20 protein-coding genes and 1 tRNA gene are annotated in these 19059 nt (G+C 69.8%); 11 read left to right on the top strand and 10 right to left on the bottom strand.

Going from position 1 to position 19059, the window contains the following annotated elements; all coding sequences use genetic code 11:
• Positions 1 to 68: 68 nt before the first annotated feature.
• Positions 69 to 704 carry a phosphoserine phosphatase SerB gene (gene serB, locus AC1DCT_RS01950; RefSeq protein WP_441975860.1) on the bottom strand — a complete coding sequence of 212 codons (636 nt, stop codon included), beginning with the start codon at positions 702 to 704 and terminating at the stop codon, positions 69 to 71.
• 64 nt (positions 705 to 768) lie between these two features.
• Positions 769 to 2013, bottom strand: coding sequence for a glucose-1-phosphate adenylyltransferase (locus AC1DCT_RS01955; RefSeq protein ID WP_440731699.1), 1245 nt, complete (start codon positions 2011 to 2013; stop codon positions 769 to 771).
• Between the two features lie 46 nt (positions 2014 to 2059).
• Between AC1DCT_RS01955 and glgA the strand changes: the two genes are divergently transcribed.
• The 3 genes from glgA (at position 2060) to AC1DCT_RS01970 (ending at position 4386) form a co-directional block, all read left to right on the top strand.
• Positions 2060 to 3256, top strand: a complete 1197-nt coding sequence (gene glgA, locus AC1DCT_RS01960) for a glycogen synthase (protein WP_441975861.1) — start codon at positions 2060 to 2062, stop codon at positions 3254 to 3256.
• A 4-nt stretch (positions 3257 to 3260) separates the two neighbouring features.
• The gene (locus AC1DCT_RS01965) at positions 3261 to 4043 is read left to right on the top strand and encodes an ABC transporter ATP-binding protein (RefSeq protein WP_477229135.1); all 783 of its coding nucleotides are present in this window, start codon (positions 3261 to 3263) and stop codon (positions 4041 to 4043) included.
• An 85-nt stretch (positions 4044 to 4128) separates the two neighbouring features.
• Positions 4129 to 4386, top strand: coding sequence for a type B 50S ribosomal protein L31 (locus AC1DCT_RS01970; protein WP_233309421.1), 258 nt, complete (start codon positions 4129 to 4131; stop codon positions 4384 to 4386).
• Positions 4387 to 4437: 51 nt separating this feature from the next.
• Here the strand turns inward: AC1DCT_RS01970 and AC1DCT_RS01975 are convergent, their stop codons facing one another.
• The gene (locus AC1DCT_RS01975; RefSeq protein WP_441975863.1) at positions 4438 to 4659 is read right to left on the bottom strand and encodes a hypothetical protein; all 222 of its coding nucleotides are present in this window, start codon (positions 4657 to 4659) and stop codon (positions 4438 to 4440) included.
• A 96-nt stretch (positions 4660 to 4755) separates the two neighbouring features.
• Positions 4756 to 5502, bottom strand: coding sequence for an exonuclease domain-containing protein (locus AC1DCT_RS01980; RefSeq protein WP_441975864.1), 747 nt, complete (start codon positions 5500 to 5502; stop codon positions 4756 to 4758).
• A 90-nt stretch (positions 5503 to 5592) separates the two neighbouring features.
• Here AC1DCT_RS01980 and AC1DCT_RS01985 point away from each other — a divergent pair, with 90 nt between their 5' ends.
• Positions 5593 to 6519 carry an alpha/beta fold hydrolase gene (locus tag AC1DCT_RS01985; protein ID WP_477427186.1) on the top strand — a complete coding sequence of 309 codons (927 nt, stop codon included), beginning with the start codon at positions 5593 to 5595 and terminating at the stop codon, positions 6517 to 6519.
• On the opposite strand, the gene AC1DCT_RS01990 is transcribed toward AC1DCT_RS01985, so the two are convergent.
• Positions 6479 to 6964 (bottom strand): Lrp/AsnC family transcriptional regulator, encoded by a 486-nt coding sequence (locus tag AC1DCT_RS01990; RefSeq protein WP_440731705.1) that lies wholly within the window; start codon positions 6962 to 6964, stop codon positions 6479 to 6481. The two genes, AC1DCT_RS01985 and AC1DCT_RS01990, sit on opposite strands and share 41 nt — an antisense overlap.
• Positions 6965 to 7123: 159 nt before the next feature.
• On the opposite strand from AC1DCT_RS01990, the gene AC1DCT_RS01995 reads away from it, so the two are divergent.
• Genes AC1DCT_RS01995 through AC1DCT_RS02005 form a run of 3 tightly spaced genes read left to right on the top strand, consistent with a single transcriptional unit; the run spans position 7124 to position 10630 of the window.
• Positions 7124 to 8233, top strand: coding sequence for a thiamine pyrophosphate-dependent enzyme (locus AC1DCT_RS01995; RefSeq protein ID WP_477427188.1), 1110 nt, complete (start codon positions 7124 to 7126; stop codon positions 8231 to 8233).
• A 1-nt stretch (position 8234) separates the two neighbouring features.
• A complete protein-coding gene (locus AC1DCT_RS02000) occupies positions 8235 to 9245 on the top strand; it encodes an alpha-ketoacid dehydrogenase subunit beta (RefSeq protein WP_477427190.1) in 1011 nt (336 codons plus the stop codon).
• Positions 9242 to 10630, top strand: a complete 1389-nt coding sequence (locus tag AC1DCT_RS02005) for a dihydrolipoamide acetyltransferase family protein (RefSeq protein ID WP_477427192.1) — start codon at positions 9242 to 9244, stop codon at positions 10628 to 10630. Before AC1DCT_RS02000 ends, AC1DCT_RS02005 begins: the two co-directional genes overlap by 4 nt.
• 33 nt (positions 10631 to 10663) lie before the next feature.
• On the opposite strand, the gene AC1DCT_RS02010 is transcribed toward AC1DCT_RS02005, so the two are convergent.
• The 3 genes from AC1DCT_RS02010 to AC1DCT_RS02020 all read right to left on the bottom strand — a co-directional run bounded on the left by AC1DCT_RS02010 (position 10664) and on the right by AC1DCT_RS02020 (position 13474).
• Positions 10664 to 11944: an MFS transporter gene (locus tag AC1DCT_RS02010; RefSeq protein ID WP_440732426.1), complete on the bottom strand. Its 1281-nt coding sequence runs from the start codon at positions 11942 to 11944 to the stop codon at positions 10664 to 10666.
• 112 nt (positions 11945 to 12056) lie between these two features.
• The gene (locus tag AC1DCT_RS02015; RefSeq protein WP_440731709.1) at positions 12057 to 12641 is read right to left on the bottom strand and encodes a histidine phosphatase family protein; all 585 of its coding nucleotides are present in this window, start codon (positions 12639 to 12641) and stop codon (positions 12057 to 12059) included.
• Positions 12638 to 13474, bottom strand: coding sequence for a Sir2 family NAD-dependent protein deacetylase (locus AC1DCT_RS02020; protein ID WP_441975870.1), 837 nt, complete (start codon positions 13472 to 13474; stop codon positions 12638 to 12640). The genes AC1DCT_RS02015 and AC1DCT_RS02020 overlap by 4 nt, the downstream gene beginning before the upstream one ends.
• A 114-nt stretch (positions 13475 to 13588) precedes the next feature.
• Here AC1DCT_RS02020 and AC1DCT_RS02025 point away from each other — a divergent pair, with 114 nt between their 5' ends.
• A complete protein-coding gene (locus AC1DCT_RS02025) occupies positions 13589 to 14404 on the top strand; it encodes a TrmH family RNA methyltransferase (RefSeq protein ID WP_441975871.1) in 816 nt (271 codons plus the stop codon).
• A gap of 51 nt (positions 14405 to 14455) precedes the next feature.
• Here AC1DCT_RS02025 and AC1DCT_RS02030 read toward each other — a convergent pair whose 3' ends face one another.
• Positions 14456 to 15280 (bottom strand): SGNH/GDSL hydrolase family protein, encoded by an 825-nt coding sequence (locus AC1DCT_RS02030; protein WP_441975872.1) that lies wholly within the window; start codon positions 15278 to 15280, stop codon positions 14456 to 14458.
• Between the two features lie 141 nt (positions 15281 to 15421).
• Here AC1DCT_RS02030 and AC1DCT_RS02035 point away from each other — a divergent pair, with 141 nt between their 5' ends.
• From AC1DCT_RS02035 to AC1DCT_RS02045, 3 genes are all read left to right on the top strand, one after another.
• Entirely contained in the window at positions 15422 to 17164 is a 1743-nt protein-coding gene (locus tag AC1DCT_RS02035; RefSeq protein WP_477229131.1) for a DEAD/DEAH box helicase, read from the top strand.
• Between the two features lie 162 nt (positions 17165 to 17326).
• A complete protein-coding gene (locus tag AC1DCT_RS02040; protein ID WP_477427194.1) occupies positions 17327 to 18436 on the top strand; it encodes a VIT1/CCC1 transporter family protein in 1110 nt (369 codons plus the stop codon).
• 116 nt (positions 18437 to 18552) lie between these two features.
• Positions 18553 to 18828, top strand: coding sequence for a hypothetical protein (locus tag AC1DCT_RS02045; protein WP_477427196.1), 276 nt, complete (start codon positions 18553 to 18555; stop codon positions 18826 to 18828).
• A 62-nt stretch (positions 18829 to 18890) separates the two neighbouring features.
• On the opposite strand, the gene AC1DCT_RS02050 is transcribed toward AC1DCT_RS02045, so the two are convergent.
• Positions 18891 to 18975 (bottom strand) — tRNA-Leu (locus AC1DCT_RS02050).
• Positions 18976 to 19059: the final 84 nt, after the last annotated feature.

Here is a 19059-nt window from a genome sequence, read left to right on the forward strand (position 1 = left end):
ACGCTAAGCAGGCCCACCGACAAAGCGCCAGACCCGGCGCCGTCCGGTCTGGCGACACAGGTGTGCGATCAGGGGAGCAGCGGGATGACCTCGGACAGGTCGACAGGGCCCACCACGAGCGAGGCCGCGGCGCGGACGGCGGGCTTGGCGTTGAAGGCCAGACCGAGCCCGGCCGCGGCCATCATCTGCAGATCGTTCGCTCCGTCACCGATCGCGATCGTGGCGTGCGGCGCGACGCCCAGCTCGGCGGCCCATTCCCGCAATGAGGCCGCCTTGGCCGCGGCGTCCACGATGTCTCCGTCGACCCGTCCGGTCAGGGCGTCGCCGCGGACTTCGAGACGGTTGGCGCGCCACCGGTCCACGCCGAGTGCGGGCGCGACGGCGTCGAGGATCTCGTGGAAACCGCCCGAGACCACGCCGACCACGCCGCCGCGCTCGTGCACCGCTGCGATGAGCTCGCGCACGCCAGGGGTGGGCTGGATGCGGCTCCGCACACGCTCGAACGCCGCTGTGGGGACTCCCGCCAGCGCGTCCACGCGCGAGCGCAGACTCGTTGCGAAGTCGACCTCCCCGCGCATGGCGGCCTCGGTTGCGGCCTGCACCTCGGCGCGGCGCCCGGCCTCGTCCGCGAGGAGCTCGATCACCTCGTTGCGGATCAGCGTGGAATCGGCATCGAGGACGACGAGGAAGCGCGCGGAGGTCACTCGACGAGCGTAGCGGCCGGGGTCGGCCGTCTCCGCCGCTGTGACGATCACGGCAGGGGAGTGGTCAGCGCTCGATGCGCTGCCCCTTGCCCACCACTGTGAGCCCGGTCTCCGTGATCGTGAAGCCGCGCTCGAGATCGCGCTCACGATCGACGCCCACGGTCGCACCGTCCAGCAGCACCACGTTCTTGTCCAGGATCGCCCGGTGCACGCGCGCGCCCTGGCCCACCCTCACCCCGTCGAAGAGCACGGAGTCGGTGATGGTCGATCCGCCAGCGGCGAGGGTCCAGGGGCCGACCACGCTGCGCTCCAGGTGTGTGCCGGAGAGCACGGATCCGAGCGAGACGATGGAGTCGATCGCGTTTCCGATCCGTCCCACGGAGTCCCGCACGAACTTCGCCGGCGGCGAGTTCACCGCCTGGGAGTGGATCGGCCACTCCATGTTGTAGAGGTTGAAGATCGGCAGCGTCGAGATGAGATCCATGTGCGCGTCGAAGAACGACTCGATCGTGCCCACATCCCGCCAGTAGGAGCGATCGCGCGGGGAGGAACCGGGAACCTCGTTCTGCTTCATGTCGTAGAACCCGGCCTCGCCGCGGTTCACGAAGTACGGGATGATGTCGCCGCCCATGTCATGGTCGGACCCTGCGAGCTCGCCGTCGGCCTCGACGGCCTCGATGAGAGCGTCGGCGTCGAACACGTAGTTGCCCATCGAGGCCAGCACCTCGTGCGGCGAGTCCGGCAGCCCGGTCGGATCGGAGGGCTTCTCCAGGAATTCGTTGATGCGGCCGGAGTCATCGCCCGCGACGTCGATGACGCCGAACTGCGAGGCGAGTGCGAGCGGTTGACGGATGCCGGCGACCGTGGCGCGTGCGCCGGAGGCGATGTGCGCCTCGATCATCTGGGTGAAGTCCATGCGGTAGACGTGATCGGCGCCGATCACGACCACGATGTCCGGCTTCTCATCCAGGATCAGGTTCAGGCTCTGCAGGATCGCGTCGGCGGAACCGGAGAACCAGCGCTTGCCGAGACGCTGCTGAGCGGGCACCGAGGCGACATAGGAGTCGAGCAGCGCGGACATCCGCCACGTCTGCGAGATATGCCGATCCAGGCTGTGCGATTTGTACTGGGTGAGCACCACGATCTGCCGCAGTCCCGAGTTGATCAGGTTGGAGATCGCGAAGTCGATCAGCCGGTACTGCCCGCCGAACGGCACGGCGGGCTTGGCCCGATCCGCCGTCAGAGGCATGAGTCGCTTGCCCTCGCCGCCGGCGAGGATGATCCCGAAAACCTTCTTTGGTGCCGACATGCGTCCACCATAGAGCCCCGTCGCTGCGATGTACTACCTTCAGGACATGCGCGTCGACATCATCACCAAGGAGTACCCGCCCGAGATCTACGGAGGGGCCGGCGTGCACGCCGCAGAACTGGTGAAAGCGCTGCGCGGGAGCGTCGACGTACGGGTCAGGGCGTTCGGTGCGGACAGGGATGAACAGGGGGTTACGGCTTATCGGACTCCTGCCGAACTCGCCGATGCGAACGCCGCACTGCAGACGCTCGGCACGGATCTCGACATGGTGCCGGACATCGCCGGGGCCGACGTGGTGCACAGCCACACCTGGTACGCGAACTTCGCCGGGCACATCGCCTCGCAACTGCACGGCATCCCTCATGTGCTCACCGCGCACAGCCTGGAACCGCTGCGTCCATGGAAGGCCGAACAGCTCGGCGGCGGCTATGCCGTCTCGAGCGGCATCGAACGGCTCGCATACGAGAACGCGGCTGCGATCATCGCGGTGAGCGGAGGCATGCGCAACGACATCCTGCGCGCGTACCCGCAGGTGGACCCGGCGAAGGTGCACGTGATCTACAACGGCATCGACGTCGACGCCTGGCAGCCGGTCGACGATCCCGCGGTTCTCGCGAAGCACGGGATCGACCCGTCGCGGCCGTCCGTCGTCTTCGTCGGACGCATCACTCGGCAGAAGGGCCTGCCGTATTTCCTCCGCGCCGCCGAGAAGCTGCCCCCTGAGGTGCAGCTCGTGCTCTGCGCGGGAGCACCGGACACCCCGGAGATCCTGGATGAGGTGCGCGGTCTGGTGGCCGAGCTCACCGCGACCCGGACCGGAGTGGTCTGGATCGAGGAGTTCCTTCCGCGTCACGAGCTGTCCGCCATCCTCACTGCCGCCACGACGTTCGTCTGCCCATCGGTGTACGAGCCGCTGGGCATCGTGAACCTCGAGGCGATGGCCTGCGGCGCTGCGGTCGTGGGCACTGCGACAGGAGGCATACCCGAGGTGGTCGTCGACGGCGTGACAGGACGGCTGGTGCCGATCGAGCAGGTGCAGGACGGCACCGGGACGCCCGTGGATCCGGACCGCTACGTGTCGGATCTTGCCGCCGTGCTGACCGAGGTCGTCTCGGATCCGGAGCAGGCTCGGGCATATGGCGAGGCGGGTCGGCGCCGTGCGGCGGAGGAGTTCAGCTGGGCTGCGATCGCCGACACGACGACGGCGCTCTACGAGGAGCTCACGGCCCGACCGATAGGCTGAGGGCATGTCTGCCGTCCTCGAATTCTCGGACGTCGTGGTGCGCCGCGACGGACGCAACATCGTCGATCATCTCTCCTGGACCGTCGAGGACGACCAGCGCTGGGTCGTGCTGGGGCCGAACGGCGCGGGCAAGACGACGCTCCTGCAGCTCGCAGACACGCTGATGCACCCGACGCAGGGCCGGGTGGACATCCTGGGGGAGACTCTCGGGCGGGCCGACGTCTTCGAGATCCGTCCGCGGATCGGTTTCGCCTCTTCGGCGATGGCCCGCCGGATCCCTGCCGATGAGACCGTGCTGAACACCGTCATGACGGCGGCGTACTCCGTGATGGGGCGGTGGAACGAGTCGTACGAGTCGATCGACGAGCGCCGTGCGATGCGGGTGCTCGAGCAATGGCACCTGGAGCACCTCGCCGAACGTCACTTCGGCACGCTCAGCGACGGCGAGCAGAAGCGCGTGCAGATCGCCCGAGCCGTGATGACCGACCCGGAACTGCTGCTGCTGGACGAGCCCAGCGCGAGCCTCGACCTCGGCGCACGCGAGGAGCTGCTCGCGTTGCTCGGCGGATTCGCGCAGTCGCCCACGACGCCGGCGATGGTGATGGTGACCCATCACGTCGAGGAGATCCCCGTCGGGTTCACGCACGTGCTGCTGCTGCGCGACGGCGCGATCGTCGCGGCGGGGCCGATCGAGCAGACCCTCACCGCAGAAGCGCTGAGCGAGGCCTTCGGCATGTCCATCTCGCTGGACCGGGCCGACGGGCGGTACGCGGCGCGCGCCGCGTGATCTGTTAGAATCGATCCTTGGTGCTCATTGCGCCACAGACTTCCCTCGCCCCTGGCACAATCCAGGGCACCACGTAAGGAATCCCATGAAGACTGACATCCACCCCACGTACCAGGCCGTCGTGTTCCGTGACCTCGGCTCGGGCGACACCTTCCTGACCCGTTCGACGGTCACGAGCGACAAGACGATCGAGCTGGACGGCGTGGAGTACCCCGTCATCGACGTCGAGATCTCCTCGGCCTCGCACCCGTTCTACACGGGCAAGCAGCGCATCATGGACTCGGCCGGACGTGTCGAGAAGTTCAACCAGCGCTTCAAGAACTTCGGCGGTTCCTCCAAGTAATCGCCTCTGCGAAGGCCCCCGTCCTCGATCGAGGCGGGGGCTTTCCGTTGTCTATGCGGCGCCCGGGCCGTCGACGGCGGGCGCCGTCGAGCGGATCGTCTCGAGGGCGAAGCGGATGCCGTCGATCTTGCCCTCTGCGTGCCGGATCACGCGTCGGAAGCGATTCTTGCGCTTCGGCTCCTGAGCGAACGTCATGTGCAGGAAGTCGATGACCGTCTGCATCCTCTCGATCTCGTGTTCGAGCATCTCGATGCGCTCGGTGTCGGTCGTCATGGCGATCGCGTCTCCCTCCATCGGGTAACCCTCCATTTTACGACCCGGACCGTGGGGGCGGTATGGCGCCGGGTTCTTCGCGATCGAGCGGCAGCGTCAGAAGGATCCCGCGGGGGCGTGACGGCGGGAGGAATCGTCGTCGCGGACGGGCCAGCGGCCGTCGACGCGTTCGGTGGGCTCGATCCGGCCTATCCGCACGAAGTAGTCGGTCAGGCTCGCGGCCTGCGCACGTGCCCAGCCGATCTGCCGGGTGTGCAGCTCGCCTGCGCTCTCCGGCAGGGGGAAGCGCTGCGCGAGTGCCTGCGCGACCCGCCCTGCCGCGACGGCGTCGGCCGAGGCGTCGTGCGCGCCGGTCAGATCGACGCCGTAGTGCGCGGCCACGATCTCCAGGGTCCGCTTGCCCGGCCGGTACCGGTCGTAGGTCTTGTCGATGATCAATGGGTCGATCACCGGGGAGGGGTTCTCCAGTGGCGAGATCCGGTGCCGACGCGCCTCATGAGCGAGCAGGGAGAAATCGAAGGCCGCGTTGTACGCCACGACCGGGACGCCCTGATCGAGCAGCGACCGCAGTGCGGCCACGACCCCGGCGACGACCTGCGCAGCAGGGGAACCGTCGCGGTACGCGCGTTCGGACGTGATGCCGTGGATCGCCGTGGCACCGGCGGGGATGGGGATCCCAGGGTCTGCCAGCCAGGTGCGGGCCGCGATCTCTGCGCCGTGGTGGTCGAGCACACCGACGTGCGCGGTGACGATGCGATCCCGGGTGACGTCGATCCCGGTGGTCTCCAGGTCGAACACTCCGACGCGGGTCAACCAGGGCGGAAGGGGCGTCGAAGCGGTCATGACGCCACCGTAGGGTGCGGCTCGGACATCGCCGTTCCGGCACGCGGCAGTGCGCTCAGGCGATGCCGATCCCGCCCGTAGACTCGATGCATGCCCGCACCCTCGCCCTATGCTGCGCGTCTGGATCGCATCGCGGTGCACCGGCAGGAGGCCGAGGTCCTCGGCGGGCGTACGGCGTATTGGAGCTACGGCCCCGACGACGCCGAGGTCACCGTGCTGGCAGTGCACGGCTTCCGTGGCGAGCACCACGGGCTGGAGCCCGTTGTCGCGCACCTGCACGGTGCCGGTGGGGCAGGCTTCGCCGCCGGGATCCGCGTGATCATGCCTGATCTGCCGGGGTTCGGTGAGACCGCGCCGCTGCCCGGCCGCGTGCACGACATCGATGCGTACGCGCAGTGGCTCATCGACTTCGCCGCGGAGGTGGCTCCCGGAGCCGTGATCCTCGGGCATTCGTTCGGTTCGATCGTGGCCTCTGCCGCTGTCGCCGGCGGGCTGGAGACCCCGCGGCTGATCCTGGTCAACCCGATCGGCGCGCCGGCACTGGAGGGTCCGAAGGCCGTGCTCACGCGTCTCGCGATCCTCTACTATGCGCTCGGTGCGCGGCTGCCCGAGGGCATCGGCACCGAGCTCCTGCGCAACAGGATCATCGTGCGGGGCATGAGCATCGCCATGGCGAAGACCCGGGATCCCGAACTGCGCCGGTTCGTGCACGACCAGCACGACACGTACTTCTCACGGTTCGCTGACCGCGAGGTCCTGAGTCAGGCGTTCCGCACGAGTGTCTCGCACGATGTCCGGGAGTTCGCGCCGCACATCGCCGTCCCGACGCTGCTGATCGCGGCGCAACGCGACGACATCACGCCGATCGAGGCGGAGCGGCGCCTGGCGACGCTGTTCCCCGACGCCGAGCTCGTCGAGATCGCACACGTCGGGCACCTGATCCACTACGAGACGCCGGCCGAGGCGGCGGGAGCGATCAGACGCTTCCTCCGGCCTCTCGCCGTGCCAGCCCCATAAGACCACCGACGCGGAACGGGATGACCTCGCCCATCGCGAGCGAGGTCTCGGTCCGCTCGACGCCGTCGATCGAGAGGATGCGGGCGTCGGTGTCGAAGAGATGGCGGGCGTCGCGGCACGCGACCAGGGCGAGCAGATCGATCGAGCCGCTCAGCCCGTGCGCCTGCACGACCTCCGGCACGCGCGCGAGCTCCGCGATGATCCGCGGCAGCTCGGTCTGACGGACGCCGATGCTTACGAACGCCTGCAACGGGTAGCCGATCACGGCGGGGGAGAAGGCGCGCTCGTAGGGGAGGAACACGCCGGTCTGGTCGAGGCGGGCCATCCGAGCCTGGATCGTGTTGCGGGAGAGCCGGAGCTTCTCGGCCATTGCGACCACGGTGGTGCGAGGGTCGGCCGAGAGCATCTCGAGGATGTCGAGATCGGTGCGATCGAGGGTTGCCATGTTGCCAAAGGCTAGCACCCTGCTCAGGGCGTTGATTTGGCAACATGCTCAGGACCTGCGGGAATGCTTGAGCGACGTGTCAAGCGGACGTACTCTCAAGGCAAAGCGAAGACGCACCGGATCCTTCTCACGAGGGCGGATCCACTGAGGAGGACGAAGATGTCAACCCACCTTGATCCGATCACCGTCACCGGCATCGGCCTGGACGAACCGGCCGGCCTCATCGACGCCCACGGCCGTCGCCGCAATGACACGCGTCTGACCCCGTACGTGGCCGACATCAGCTCCGCACAGCTGCTGTCGCTGCTGCGCGACATGATCGTGCTGCGCCGCCTCGATTCCGAGGGCGTCGCGCTGCAGCGTCAGGGACAGCTCGGCCTGTGGGCCCCGTGTCAGGGCCAGGAAGCCGCGCAGATCGGCTCCGCCCGCGCCCTTAAGAACGACGACGTGGTGTTCCCGAGCTACCGCGAGACCGGCGTGATGCTGGCGCGCGGGGCGCAACCCGGCGACTACGTGCGGATGTGGCGCGGTGAGGAAGGCGCCGCCTACGACCCCGCCGTGATGCACATGGCTCCGCTGCAGATCATCATCGGCGCGCAGACCCTGCACGCGGTCGGCTACGCGCTCGGCATCCTGCACGACGGCTCCGACCAGGTCGCGGTCACGTACTTCGGCGACGGCGCCACCAGCCAGGGCGACGTCAACGAGGCCATGGTCTTCGCGTCCTCCTACCGCGCCCCGGTCGTCTTCATCTGCCAGAACAACCACTGGGCGATCTCCGAGCCGGTCGCCGTGCAGTCGCAGCATCCGATCGCCGGACGCGCCCCCGGCTTCGGCATCCCCAGCATGCGCGTGGACGGCAACGACGTGCTCGCGGTGTTCGCCGCGACCCGCTGGGCTCTCGAGCAGGCCCGTGGCGGAACCCCGGCGTTCCTGGAGCTGGTCACATACCGTATGGGTCCGCACACCACGGCTGACGACCCGACCCGCTATCGGGACCCGGCCGAGCTCGAGTACTGGCGCGGCAAGGATCCGCTGGCGCGTGTGGAGGCCCTGCTGCGCGCCGAGGGTGCGCTCACCGACGAGATCACCGCGGGCTTCGCGGCGGAGGCCGATGAGGCCGCCATGCAGATGCGGGCGGCCTGCCTCAGCCTCACGACGCGCGAACCGCTCGCCGTGTTCGACGGGGTGTACGCGGAACCGCACACCGGCATCGCCGAGGAGCGCGCCGACTACGAGCGCTACCTCGCGACTCTCGCGGAGGTGTGACATGGCGCAGATGACGATGGGCAAGGCGCTCGGCGCCGCCCTCCGGCAGTCGCTGGCGGCAGATCCGAAGGTCGTGCTGCTCGGCGAGGACATAGGCAAGCTCGGCGGAGTCTTCCGCATCACGGACGGGCTGCTGGACGAGTTCGGCGCGGAGCGGGTGATCGACACTCCGCTGGCGGAGTCCGGAATCGTCGGCACTGCGGTCGGCCTCGCCATGCGTGGCTACCGCCCGGTCGTCGAGATCCAGTTCGACGGATTCGTGTATCCCGCCTTCGACCAGATCGTGTCCCAGGTCGCGAAGCTGCATTACCGCACGCAGGGCACCGTCCCGATGCCGATCACGATCCGGATCCCCTGGGGCGGCGGCATCGGCGCGGCCGAGCACCATTCCGAGTCGCCCGAGGCGTACTTCGTGCACACCGCAGGACTCCGCGTGGTCGCCGTGTCGAATCCTCAGGACGCGTACACGTGCCTGCGCCAGGCCATCGCCAGCGACGACCCGGTCATCTTCTTCGAGCCCAAGCGGCTCTACCACGCCAAGGGCGAGGTGGACCTGGAGACCCCACTTGCGGACGCGGCACCGATGGGGCTCGCCCGAGTGGTGCGCGCCGGTACCGACGTCACCGTCGTGACGTACGGCGCGATGGTGCGCACCGCGCTCGATGCGGCGGAGGCCGCCGAGGCGGAGGGACGGTCGCTCGAGGTGATCGATCTGCGCTCGCTGTCGCCGGTCGACTACGCCACGGTGTGCGCCTCGGTGCGCCGCACCGGTCGCGTCGTGGTCGTGCACGAGGCCGCGCGCGAGGCGGGGGTCGCTGCCGAGGTCATCGCCAGCATCACGGAGAAGTGCTTCACCTGGCTCGAGGCGGCTCCGTTGCGCGTCACGGGCCACGACATCCCCTATCCGCCCGCGAAGCTGGAGAAGTTCCACCTCCCCGACCTCGACCGGATCCTCGACGCGGTCGATCGGGTCTGCGACGACGAGCAGCTGCTGGAAGGGGTCGACCGATGAAGCAGGAGTTCCTCCTCCCCGACCTCGGTGAGGGCCTCACCGAGGCGGAGATCGTGCAGTGGCTGGTCGCCGAGGGCGACACGGTCACCCTGAACCAGACTCTCGCCGAGGTGGAGACGGCGAAGGCCATCGTCGAACTGCCCTCACCGCACGCCGGCGTGATCACGTCGCTGCACGCCGCCGCCGGCGACGTCGTTCCGGTCGGCGCCCCGCTGGTGGGCTTCGAGATCGAAGGTCAGGCTGCCACAGCCCCCAAGGCTTCGGCGTCCGCCGAGGTCGAGGAGGGCTCAGGGCCGAACCTCGTCGGCTACGGTGCCGCGCCGTCGAACGGTCGGTCGCAGCGTCGTGCCCGCCGGGCCGCCGCCGGATCCGCGTCCGCGACGACCACGGTCGCCTCCGACGTCGACGTGCGCGTCGCCGCACCGCACGATGACATCGTGGTCGTCCCCGCGCCGCCCGTGCGCGGGGAGCGTCCGCGCTCGACGCCGCCGGTGCGGGCCTACGCGAAGAGCCTGGGCGTGGACCTCGTGCTCGTCTCCGCCGAGCTCGGCGACCGGGTGATCACCCGCGCCGACGTGGACGCCTACCGTGAGCGCGTCGGGCAGCGCGGCGCAGGCGCGCCCGCCGAGACGACTGCAGCTCCGGCGCCGACCGCAGCGCCCGCCCGCGCCGCCCGGGGGGAACGGGCGACCACCCGCATCCCGATCAGGGGCGTGCGCAAGCACACCGCCGAGGCGATGGTGCAGAGCGCGTTCACCGCACCGCACGTGACCACGTTCCACACGGTCGACGTCACCGCGACGACCGAACTGATCGCCTCGCTGCGGGCGAGCGCCGCGCCGGACGCATCGCGCATCGGAGTGCTCACCGTGGTCGCGAAAGCCGTCTGCCTCGCGCTCGCGTCCTATCCCGGGCTGAACTCGCGGTGGGACGGCGAGGCGGGCGAGATCGTGCAGCAGCATTTCGTGGACCTCGGCATCGCCGCCGCCACCGAGCGCGGGTTGATCGTGCCCATCATCCGCGATGCCGAACGGATGCCGCTCGGTGAACTCGCGGCGGCGGTCGCCGAGCTGACCCGCACGGCGCGGAGCGGCAAGACCCCGCCGACCGATCTGGTCGGCGGCACGTTCTCGCTCACCAACATCGGCGTGTTCGGGATCGATGCCGGCACCCCGATCCTGCCGCCGGGGCAGACCGGGATCCTCGCGCTCGGCGCAGTGCGGCGCATGCCGTGGGAGCACAAAGGCGAGATCGCGCTGCGCGACGTCATGACGCTCAGCCTGTCCTTCGACCACCGGATCGTGGACGGGGCCGAGGGGGCGCAGTTCCTGAGGGCCGTCGCCGACGTGCTGCAGGAGCCCGGTCGGGCGATGCTGCTGGGCTGAACGTGCCTGACCGCGCGGTCCTGGGCCGCGCGGTCAGCGGTTCCGGGGGCGGTCCAGCCCGAGCACCCGCCGGGTCAGGCGCCGCTCCCGCACGATGAAGACCGTGCCGAGCACCCAGAGCGGGACCTGGGTGAGGAACGCCCAGCGGAACGCGTCGAGCGAGTAGGTGGCAGGCGTGCCCGCGCCCTGCAGGTCGAGCGCCAGGCCGATCAGGAAGATCGCGATGAGCGCGGCGAGGAAGCCACCGCCGTTGACCACTCCGGTGGCGGTGCTCAGCCGATGCTGGGGGTTGTGCGTGCGCGCGTGGTCGAACGCGACCATCGAGGCCGGGCCGCCGGTGGCCAGCGCGATGGCCAGCAGGATGAGCAGCCACAGCGGCGCGGTGCCCGGCCACAGGATCACGCCGAGCCAGACGAGCACCTGGAGGGCGATCGTCGGCAGCACGAGCATGAGCGATCTGCTCGTCGGATGGCGCGCCGACAGCGTCCCGAGGACAGGACCGAACAGGATCCCGAAGAACACGTAGACCGTCGTCACGAGCGAGGCTGCGCCGATCGAGAGGCCCTCGCCGCTCGTGAGGAACGGGATGCCCCACAGCATCATGAAGGCCGTGCCGGCGAACGGCGTCGTGAAATGGGTCCAGAATCCGAGTCGGGTCCCGGGATGCGCGAGCGCCTCACGCAGGGAGACGCGCAGATCCGCCTGAGAGGTGACGACGCGAATCGCGCCGGTGTCGGTGTTGACCGAGACGTCCTCGGTCAGCTCAGGCGGGCGGTTGCGGATCAGGGCGAACACGAGGACCGTGAACAGCACGCCGAGCCCCGCGAGAGAGCCGAACGTGACGGACCACGTGGTGGAGTGCAGCAGGACGGGCAGGGGGAGCAGCGCGACGAGCTGACCGAGCTGGCCGACGATCCCGGTCAGTTGGGCCATCAGCGGGCCGCGCTGCGCGGGGAACCAGATCGCGACGAGGCGCAGCACGCCGGGGAAGATCGCGGCGTCGCCGGCGCCGAGGATCATGCGCGCGACGATCGCGACCCCGACGTTCGGCGCGAACGCCATCACGAGCTGGCCGACGGCCATGAGCAGCATGCCGGCGACCATGATCGGCCGGGATCCGAAACGGTCCAGCAGCAGACCCACGGGGATCTGCATGAGCCCGTACACCGCGAGCTGGAGCACCGCGAAGAGCGACAGCGTCGATGCGTCGGCCTGGAACAGGTGCGCGGCGTCCACTCCAACGGCGGACAGGGACGTGCGGTTCGTGATCGACAGCACGTAGGCCGACACGCCCACGATCCAGATCAGCCACATCCGCCAGGTCGGTGCAGGGGCGGGATTCACGGCTCTCCTCGGGATCGGCGGCGTCTTCGATCCTACGCCCGACCTCGTTCCCGACCGGGTCGCCGCCCCACGGGATCGACGTTCAGACGGTGGCCGTGTCGAGCAGCCGCAACCCGCCGCCGTCCATCGCGAAGCGGTGCACGGAGGCGTTCCCCAGTCGTTCGCCGGGCGCCGGGAGCGTGCCACCCGAGGCATGCTCGAGCAGGGCCCGGATCACGCCGCCGTGGGTGCACACCAGCACCGACTCGACTCGTGGTGCCGAGCGGCGCCGCGCCGCCAGATCGATCCGGGCGAGCGATGCGAGTGCGCGCTCCGTCAGCTGCTGTGCAGTCTCGGCACCGGGCACCTCGTCGCGACGCGCTCCGAACCGCTCCCGGTACTGGTCCCAGAGCAGGCCCTCCGCCTCACCGAACTCGTGCTCGCGCATTCCCACGGTGATCAGCGGCGCCGGGAGCCCGAGCTCGTGGGCGATGATCTCCGCGGTCTCCCGCGCCCGGCCGAGCGGGCTCGCATAGATGTGATCGAAAGAGGCGCCGGCGAGTCGCGCGGCGGCGGCTCGCGCCTGGGCGCGCCCGGTGTCGTTCAGAGGGATGTCGGTGGATCCCTGGATCCGGCCCTCGAGGTTCCAGTCCGTCTCGCCGTGTCGGATCAGGGTGATGAGGGTCATGAGAGCAGCTCCTGAAGGGCCGGGAGGACGACGCTCGTGGACGCCGCGATGGTCGCGGAGGCCCAGGCGTCGGCCCGGGTGGGCTCGAGATTGACGATGACGATGGGAAGACTGCGGCGGCGGGCGCGCTCGATGATGCGGATCCCGGAGTTCACGACCAGCGAGGATCCGGCGACGATCAGCGCGTCGCCCGAGCGCAGCAGCGCCTCTGCAGTGGCGAACCGCTGGGCCGGGATGAACTCGCCGAAGAAGACGACGTCGGGCTTCAGCGGCCCTGCGCAGACCGTGCAGATCGGCAGGACGAAGCCCTCGGTGGTCTCGGGGCGGACGTCGCCGTCGGGCCCGAGCAGCACCTCGTCCGGAACGTCGAGCCAGGCGTTGCGCGCCTCGATCTGCGCTGCCACGGCGTCGCGGGAGAAGCTCTGCCCGCAGTGCAGGCAGAGCACCGCGCGCATGGTGCCGTGCAGCTCGACGACGCGCGCGGATCCGGCGGCGAGGTGGAGGCCGTCCACGTTCTGCGTGATGACGCCGGCCGCGCGGTCGGCCTTCTCGAGCCCGGCGATGGCACGGTGGCCGGGATTCGCCGCGGCGGTGCCGAACGAGCGCCAGCCGAGATGTCCGCCCAGCCAGTACCGGCGCTGCGCGTCCTGTGAACCGAGGAAAGTCTGCACAGTCATGGGCGCACGCCGCGGTGTCGATCCGGCTCCGCGGTATGCGGGGATGCCCGAGTCGGTGGAGAGCCCGGCCCCTGTGAGGAAGGCGATGCGACGGCCGGCGAGCAGTTCCGCGACGGGCTCGAGCTGCGCGTGCAACGACGACATGCTGCTGTTCATCCGGCCTCCCCGCTCGAGTCTACGGGCGCGATCATGGACGCCCGCTGCGTCATCGGTACGGTCCCCGGGCGGCCGCGGGGCTCATCCGTCCGAGCGACCTGCAAGAGTGGATCCGTGCACGAGACCCGCATCGACGACCCCGCAGATCCTCGCCTGGACGACTACCGCGGGCTCACCGACACCGCGCTGCGCATTCGCGGCGATGTCGACAACGGTCTGTACATCGCCGAATCGCTCAAGGTCATCGAGCGCGCCGTGCGCGCGGGACACCGCCCTCGCTCCATCCTGACGCAGGAGCGCTGGTTGCGCGGCCTTCGCTCGCTCTTCAGCGGCGACGCCGAAGTCGAGGTCTACATCTGCCCGGACACGGTGGTCGAGGCGGTGGCCGGGTACCCGGTGCACCGCGGGGCGCTGGCGGCCATGCACCGGCCCGCGCTCCCGGCCCTCGCCGATGTCGTGCGCGGAGCCCGCACGATCCTGGTGCTGGAAGATCTCATCGAGCATCAGAACGTCGGATCCGCCTTCCGCGCGGCCGCGGCGCTCGGCGCCGACGCGGTGCTGGTCTCCGTGCGCTGCGCCGATCCGCTGTACCGCCGCAGTGTGAAGGTCAGCACGGGCACGGTGTTCCAGGTGCCGTGGACGCGTTTCGATGGCTGGGATGAACTGGCGCCGATCCTGCGGAGCGAGGGGATCCGGCTCGCCGCGCTCGCGCTCCGGGACGACGCCGAGACACTCGAGGCCTACGCCGCGCAGCGCCCGGAACGCGTGGCTCTGGCATTCGGATCCGAGGGCCCCGGCCTGACCGCCCAGGCGCTGGAGGTCGCGGACTCGGTGGTGACGATCCCCATGTCGGGCGGGGTGGACTCGCTCAACGTCGCCTCCACTGCGGCCGTCGCGCTCTGGGCACTGCAGCACGCGCCGCGCGACTGAACGGCCGCTCGCGTCGCGCGCACGCGGCCGGCTCATGCCATGTGGGACGACTCACTCGTCGTGCGGCAGCACCACCGGCATCGGCTCGGGGCGCTTGGCCTCGATGCTGTCCCCGGACGACTGGTGGCGCAGACGCCGCAGCACCCACGGCACCAGGTGCGTGCGCGCCCAGACCAGGTCCTCATTGCGTGCCTCGCGCCACGTGCGTGTGGGGAACGGGTCGGCGACCATCTCCTGCAGATCGCTGGGCACGTTCAAGGCGCGCAGCACCATGCGGGCGACCTCGTGGTGGCCGAGCGGGTTCATGTGCAGCCGGTCGTCGGCGAAGAAGCGCGGATCCTGGATGGACTTCAGACCCCACTGATCGGCGACGATGCAGTCGTGCCGTTCCGCGATCGCCCGCACGTTCTCGTTGTAGATCGCGACCTTGCCGCGGAACGGGCGGAACACCGGGGTGAAGTTCGTGTCGATGCCGGTGAACAGCACGATCGCGGCGCCGGTGCGATCCAGACGCGTGACCATGTCGTCCAGCAGCGCCGCGATCTCGTCGGGATCCGTTCCGGGGCGGATGACGTCGTTGCCTCCGGCGCACACTGTGATCAGGTCGGGGTTCAGTGCGATCGCCGGGGCGATCTGCTCGTCGCTGATCTGCCCGATGAGCTTGCCGCGCACGGCCAGGTTGGCGTACGCGAAGTCCTCGCTCTGCGCCCCGAGCACCTCGGCCACGCGATCGGCCCAGCCTCGATGGCCTCCGGGGACGGCCGGATCGGGGTCTCCGATGCCCTCGGTGAACGAGTCGCCGATCGCCACGTAGCGGTGCCACGGATGCGGCGTCTCGTTGGGGATGTACGGGGTGCGCGGTTCGTGACCGGACATGATCGTCTCCTCCTCGCGGGCGCCTGCGCGGCGCGGCACAGCATCCGAGACTACCCGCGCGCGGCGGCATCGGGGCGGACACCGCGGGCGAGGTTCGCTCATGGTCCGGGATGTCTCCGGCCTCGTCTATCGTGGAATCCCATGCTCTCCCCGTCCTTCCCTCAGCGCGCCCCTTGGGGTACCGCCGACAGGCTGAGGGCGTGGCAGCGCGAGGCCCTGGAGGAGTACTTCCGCGTTCCCGAGCGCCGGGACTTCCTCGTCGCCGCGACACCGGGCGCCGGCAAGACCACGTTCGCGCTCACGCTCGCCGTCGAACTGCTGCGCACGAACGAGATCGACCGCGTGATCGTGGTCGCGCCCACGGAGCACCTCAAGACGCAGTGGGCGGACGCCGCCGCGCGCGTGCACATCCGGCTGGATCCGCGTTTCCGCAACAGCCATTGGGCGCCCTCCCGGCAGTACCACGGCGTCGTCGTGACCTATGCGCAGGTCGCGGCGAAGTCGTCGGTGCACAAGCACCTCACGGAGGACGCGCGCACGCTCGTCATCCTCGACGAGGTGCACCACGGCGGCGACGCGCTCAGCTGGGGCGACGCCATCCGCGACGCCTATGGGCCGGCGAAGCGGCGCCTGCTCCTGAGCGGCACTCCGTTCCGCAGCGACACCGCCCCGATCCCGTTCGTCGAGTACCTCCCCGACGAGTCGGGTGCGCGGATCTCCAGCACCGACTACGCGTACGGGTACGGGCGAGCGCTGCAGGACGGCGTGGTGCGTCCCGTGCTGTTCCACATGTACGCGGGCAAGATGCGCTGGCGCACGAGCGCGGGCGACGAGCTCGAGGCGCACCTCGGTCAGGACAACACCAAGGACGTCACCTCCCAGGCCTGGCGTACGGCGCTGGACCCGGAGGGGGAGTGGATGCCTGCCGTGCTCTCGGCCGCCGACCGCCGGCTCACCGAGATCCGCCATCACGTCCCCGACGCGGGCGGTCTTGTACTGGCGACCGATCAGACCGTCGCCCGCGCGTACGCAAAGATCCTGCACTCGCTGACAGGGCAGCGCCCCACCGTGGTCCTGAGCGACGATGCGACCGCGTCGGAGCGGATCGAGAAGTTCAGCGCGTCGGGCGACCGCTGGATGGTCGCGGTGCGCATGGTGTCCGAAGGCGTCGACGTGCCCCGGCTCGCCGTCGGCGTCTACGCCACGTCGTCATCGACCCCGCTGTTCTTCGCGCAGGCGATCGGCCGCTTCGTGCGCGCCCGCCGTCGCGGCGAGGCCGCGAGCGTGTTCCTGCCCAACGTCCCCGTCCTCATGAAGCTCGCGAACGAGCTCGAGAGGCAGCGGGACCACGCGCTGGACAGGCAGTCGAAGGACGACGACGGCCTCGAGGACTCGCTGCTGGAGAGCGCGAACCGCGAGGACGAAGCCTCCGACGCACTCACCCAGGAGTTCAGCTATCAGGCGATCTCCTCGCTCGCGCACTTCGACCGCGTCGTCTTCGACGGCAAGGAGTTCGGCCAGCTCGCCGAGCCCGGCACGCCCGAGGAGGAGGAGTTCATCGGGATCCCCGGTCTGCTCGAGCCCGAGCACGTGCACGAATTGCTCATGCAGCGTCAGTCCCGGCAGTCGCGGTTGCGGGAAGCGCGCGAGGCCGTCACTCCCGCACCGACCACGACGCTGCCGGAGCCGCTGCATCGCACACTGCGTGAACAGAGGCAGCTGCTGAACAGCCTCGTCGGCGTCTATGCGCGCCAGACCGGCGATCCGCACGGTGCCGTGCACGCCGAGCTGCGCCGGCTGTGCGGCGGTCCCGCGGTCGCGCAGGCCACCGTGACCCAGCTGCAGTCTCGGATCGATCTGCTCCGGCGCCGCGTGCGCTCCTGAGCCGGCCGGCCGCTGAACCGTCCGGAAGGACGCGCCCGGAATCGGCCCCTGAGCCTGTCGAAGGGTTCGGATCCCCGAAATGCTGTCAATCCCCGTCCTGGCGCGGAATCCGCGGCTTCGGATCGATAGCGTGGAGCGGTTGCCCGACTCGTGAAGGACCTCATGAACAGCCCCGCCACTGCCCCTGCCGAGCCCACTGCGGCCGATCGCCGCCGCTGGGCGCGCTATCTCGTGGAGGAGCGCGCGGAGGCGCACGTCTATCAGCAGCTCGCTCAGCGTCGCGACGGCGAGGAGCGCGAGATCCTGCTCGAACTGGCCGCGGCCGAGGGACGCCACGAGGCGCACTGGCTCGAGCTGCTGGGCGGGGAGCCGCAACGTCTGCCGCGCCCCGGCCTGCGCGCCCACATCCTCGGCTGGATGGCAGGCCGCTTCGGATCGATCTTCGTGCTGGCCCTCGCGCAGAGTGCCGAGGCGCGATCTCCGTACGACTCCGAGGTGTACGCCACTCCGGCGATGCGCGCCGACGAGAAGGTGCACTTCGAGGTGGTCCGCGGTCTCGCCGCACGCGGCCGGCGCCAGCTCTCCGGTTCGTTCCGGGCCGCGGTGTTCGGTGCGAACGATGGCCTGGTGAGCAACCTCGCGCTCGTGCTCGGCATCGGCGCCACGGGCGTGAGCAGCGGATTCGTGCTGTTCAGCGGCTTCGCGGGCCTGCTCGCCGGAGCACTCTCGATGGGCGCGGGCGAGTTCGTGTCCGTGCGCTCGCAGCGCGAACTGCTGGAGGCGACGGAGGAGAACGGGCACGGGGACGCCACCGCGAGCGACCTCGACCTCGATGAGAACGAGCTCGCCCTGGTGTACCGCGCCAGAGGCATGGACGCCGACGAGTCGCTGCAGCGCGCCCGCCGGGTCGTGAGCGCGGCCAAGGCGGGCATGGCGCAGCGCGCCACCGGGCCGTTGCGCGTGCCGACCGGCGACGGCGACGAGCATGAGATCATCGGCAACGCCTGGCCTGCTGCGATCTCGAGCTTCCTATTGTTCGCCTCCGGTGCGATCGTGCCGGTGCTGCCCTGGATCTTCGGCATGCAGGGCACTCCCGCGGTGCTCGTGGCCCTCGCCCTGGTCGGCGTCGCTCTGCTCGGCACCGGCGCGACCGTGGGTGTTCTGTCCGGCGGCCCGCCCCTGCGTCGCGGCCTGCGCCAGCTGGCGATCGGCTTCGGCGCGGCCGCGGTCACCTACGTGCTGGGTCTGCTCTTCAACGTCAGCATGGGCTGAACCCTCCGCGACGCGGCCGGCTGCGTATCGTCCGCCCGCTACGGCGCCCTGTTGTCAACCCGCTGGTCATGCTGCGTCTGCGCGCGCATCCTGGGCGCAGACGAAAGGAGCATGCGATGAGTGACCAGGGCAACTCGCACGACGAGTTGAACGCCGAACGTGAGGGTGTGCAGGACCAGACGCCGAGCCGCACCTCCCAGGAATCGGATGCAGGCGATCGATCCGATGAACCGACCGCCGCGGAGATGCGCAAGCCGAGCACGGAGAAGGACGTCGACGAAGAGCCGAAGGCGCCGAACGACGAGCACGATGAACCGGAGCCGAGCCATCGCGCCACAGGAATAGGCGTCATCGCGTCCGAACGGCCCGATCCCGGCGAGGCTCCGCTCTGACCGCCGATCCGCAGACGAAGAAGGCCCCGGATCCTTTCGGACCCGGGGCCTTCCTACCAGCGTGCGCGAGGGGGGACTTGAACCCCCACGCCCTATTCGGGCACTAGCACCTCAAGCTAGCGCGTCTACCTATTCCGCCACCCGCGCTGGTGTTTTCGGCTGTTCCCAACCGAAGATCGAGATTAGCACGATCCGGGGGGCTGCTCGAACCAGGGTGCGCGTCGGGCGCGT

Source organism: Microbacterium sp. 10L49, from assembly GCF_056395125.1.

Coding starts and splice junctions, on each gene's coding strand:
- AC1DCT_RS01955 (WP_440731699.1), bottom strand. CDS start 2,013: ATGTCGGCACCAAAGAAGGTTTTCGGGATCATCCTCGCCGGCGGCGAG.
- glgA (WP_441975861.1), top strand. CDS start 2,060: ATGCGCGTCGACATCATCACCAAGGAGTACCCGCCCGAGATCTACGGA.
- AC1DCT_RS01965 (WP_477229135.1), top strand. CDS start 3,261: ATGTCTGCCGTCCTCGAATTCTCGGACGTCGTGGTGCGCCGCGACGGA.
- AC1DCT_RS01970 (WP_233309421.1), top strand. CDS start 4,129: ATGAAGACTGACATCCACCCCACGTACCAGGCCGTCGTGTTCCGTGAC.
- AC1DCT_RS01975 (WP_441975863.1), bottom strand. CDS start 4,659: ATGACGACCGACACCGAGCGCATCGAGATGCTCGAACACGAGATCGAG.
- AC1DCT_RS01980 (WP_441975864.1), bottom strand. CDS start 5,502: ATGACCGCTTCGACGCCCCTTCCGCCCTGGTTGACCCGCGTCGGAGTG.
- AC1DCT_RS01985 (WP_477427186.1), top strand. CDS start 5,593: ATGCCCGCACCCTCGCCCTATGCTGCGCGTCTGGATCGCATCGCGGTG.
- AC1DCT_RS01990 (WP_440731705.1), bottom strand. CDS start 6,964: ATGGCAACCCTCGATCGCACCGATCTCGACATCCTCGAGATGCTCTCG.
- AC1DCT_RS01995 (WP_477427188.1), top strand. CDS start 7,124: ATGTCAACCCACCTTGATCCGATCACCGTCACCGGCATCGGCCTGGAC.
- AC1DCT_RS02000 (WP_477427190.1), top strand. CDS start 8,235: ATGGCGCAGATGACGATGGGCAAGGCGCTCGGCGCCGCCCTCCGGCAG.
- AC1DCT_RS02005 (WP_477427192.1), top strand. CDS start 9,242: ATGAAGCAGGAGTTCCTCCTCCCCGACCTCGGTGAGGGCCTCACCGAG.
- AC1DCT_RS02010 (WP_440732426.1), bottom strand. CDS start 11,944: ATGTGGCTGATCTGGATCGTGGGCGTGTCGGCCTACGTGCTGTCGATC.
- AC1DCT_RS02015 (WP_440731709.1), bottom strand. CDS start 12,641: ATGACCCTCATCACCCTGATCCGACACGGCGAGACGGACTGGAACCTC.
- AC1DCT_RS02020 (WP_441975870.1), bottom strand. CDS start 13,474: ATGAACAGCAGCATGTCGTCGTTGCACGCGCAGCTCGAGCCCGTCGCG.
- AC1DCT_RS02030 (WP_441975872.1), bottom strand. CDS start 15,280: ATGTCCGGTCACGAACCGCGCACCCCGTACATCCCCAACGAGACGCCG.
- AC1DCT_RS02035 (WP_477229131.1), top strand. CDS start 15,422: ATGCTCTCCCCGTCCTTCCCTCAGCGCGCCCCTTGGGGTACCGCCGAC.
- AC1DCT_RS02040 (WP_477427194.1), top strand. CDS start 17,327: ATGAACAGCCCCGCCACTGCCCCTGCCGAGCCCACTGCGGCCGATCGC.
- AC1DCT_RS02045 (WP_477427196.1), top strand. CDS start 18,553: ATGAGTGACCAGGGCAACTCGCACGACGAGTTGAACGCCGAACGTGAG.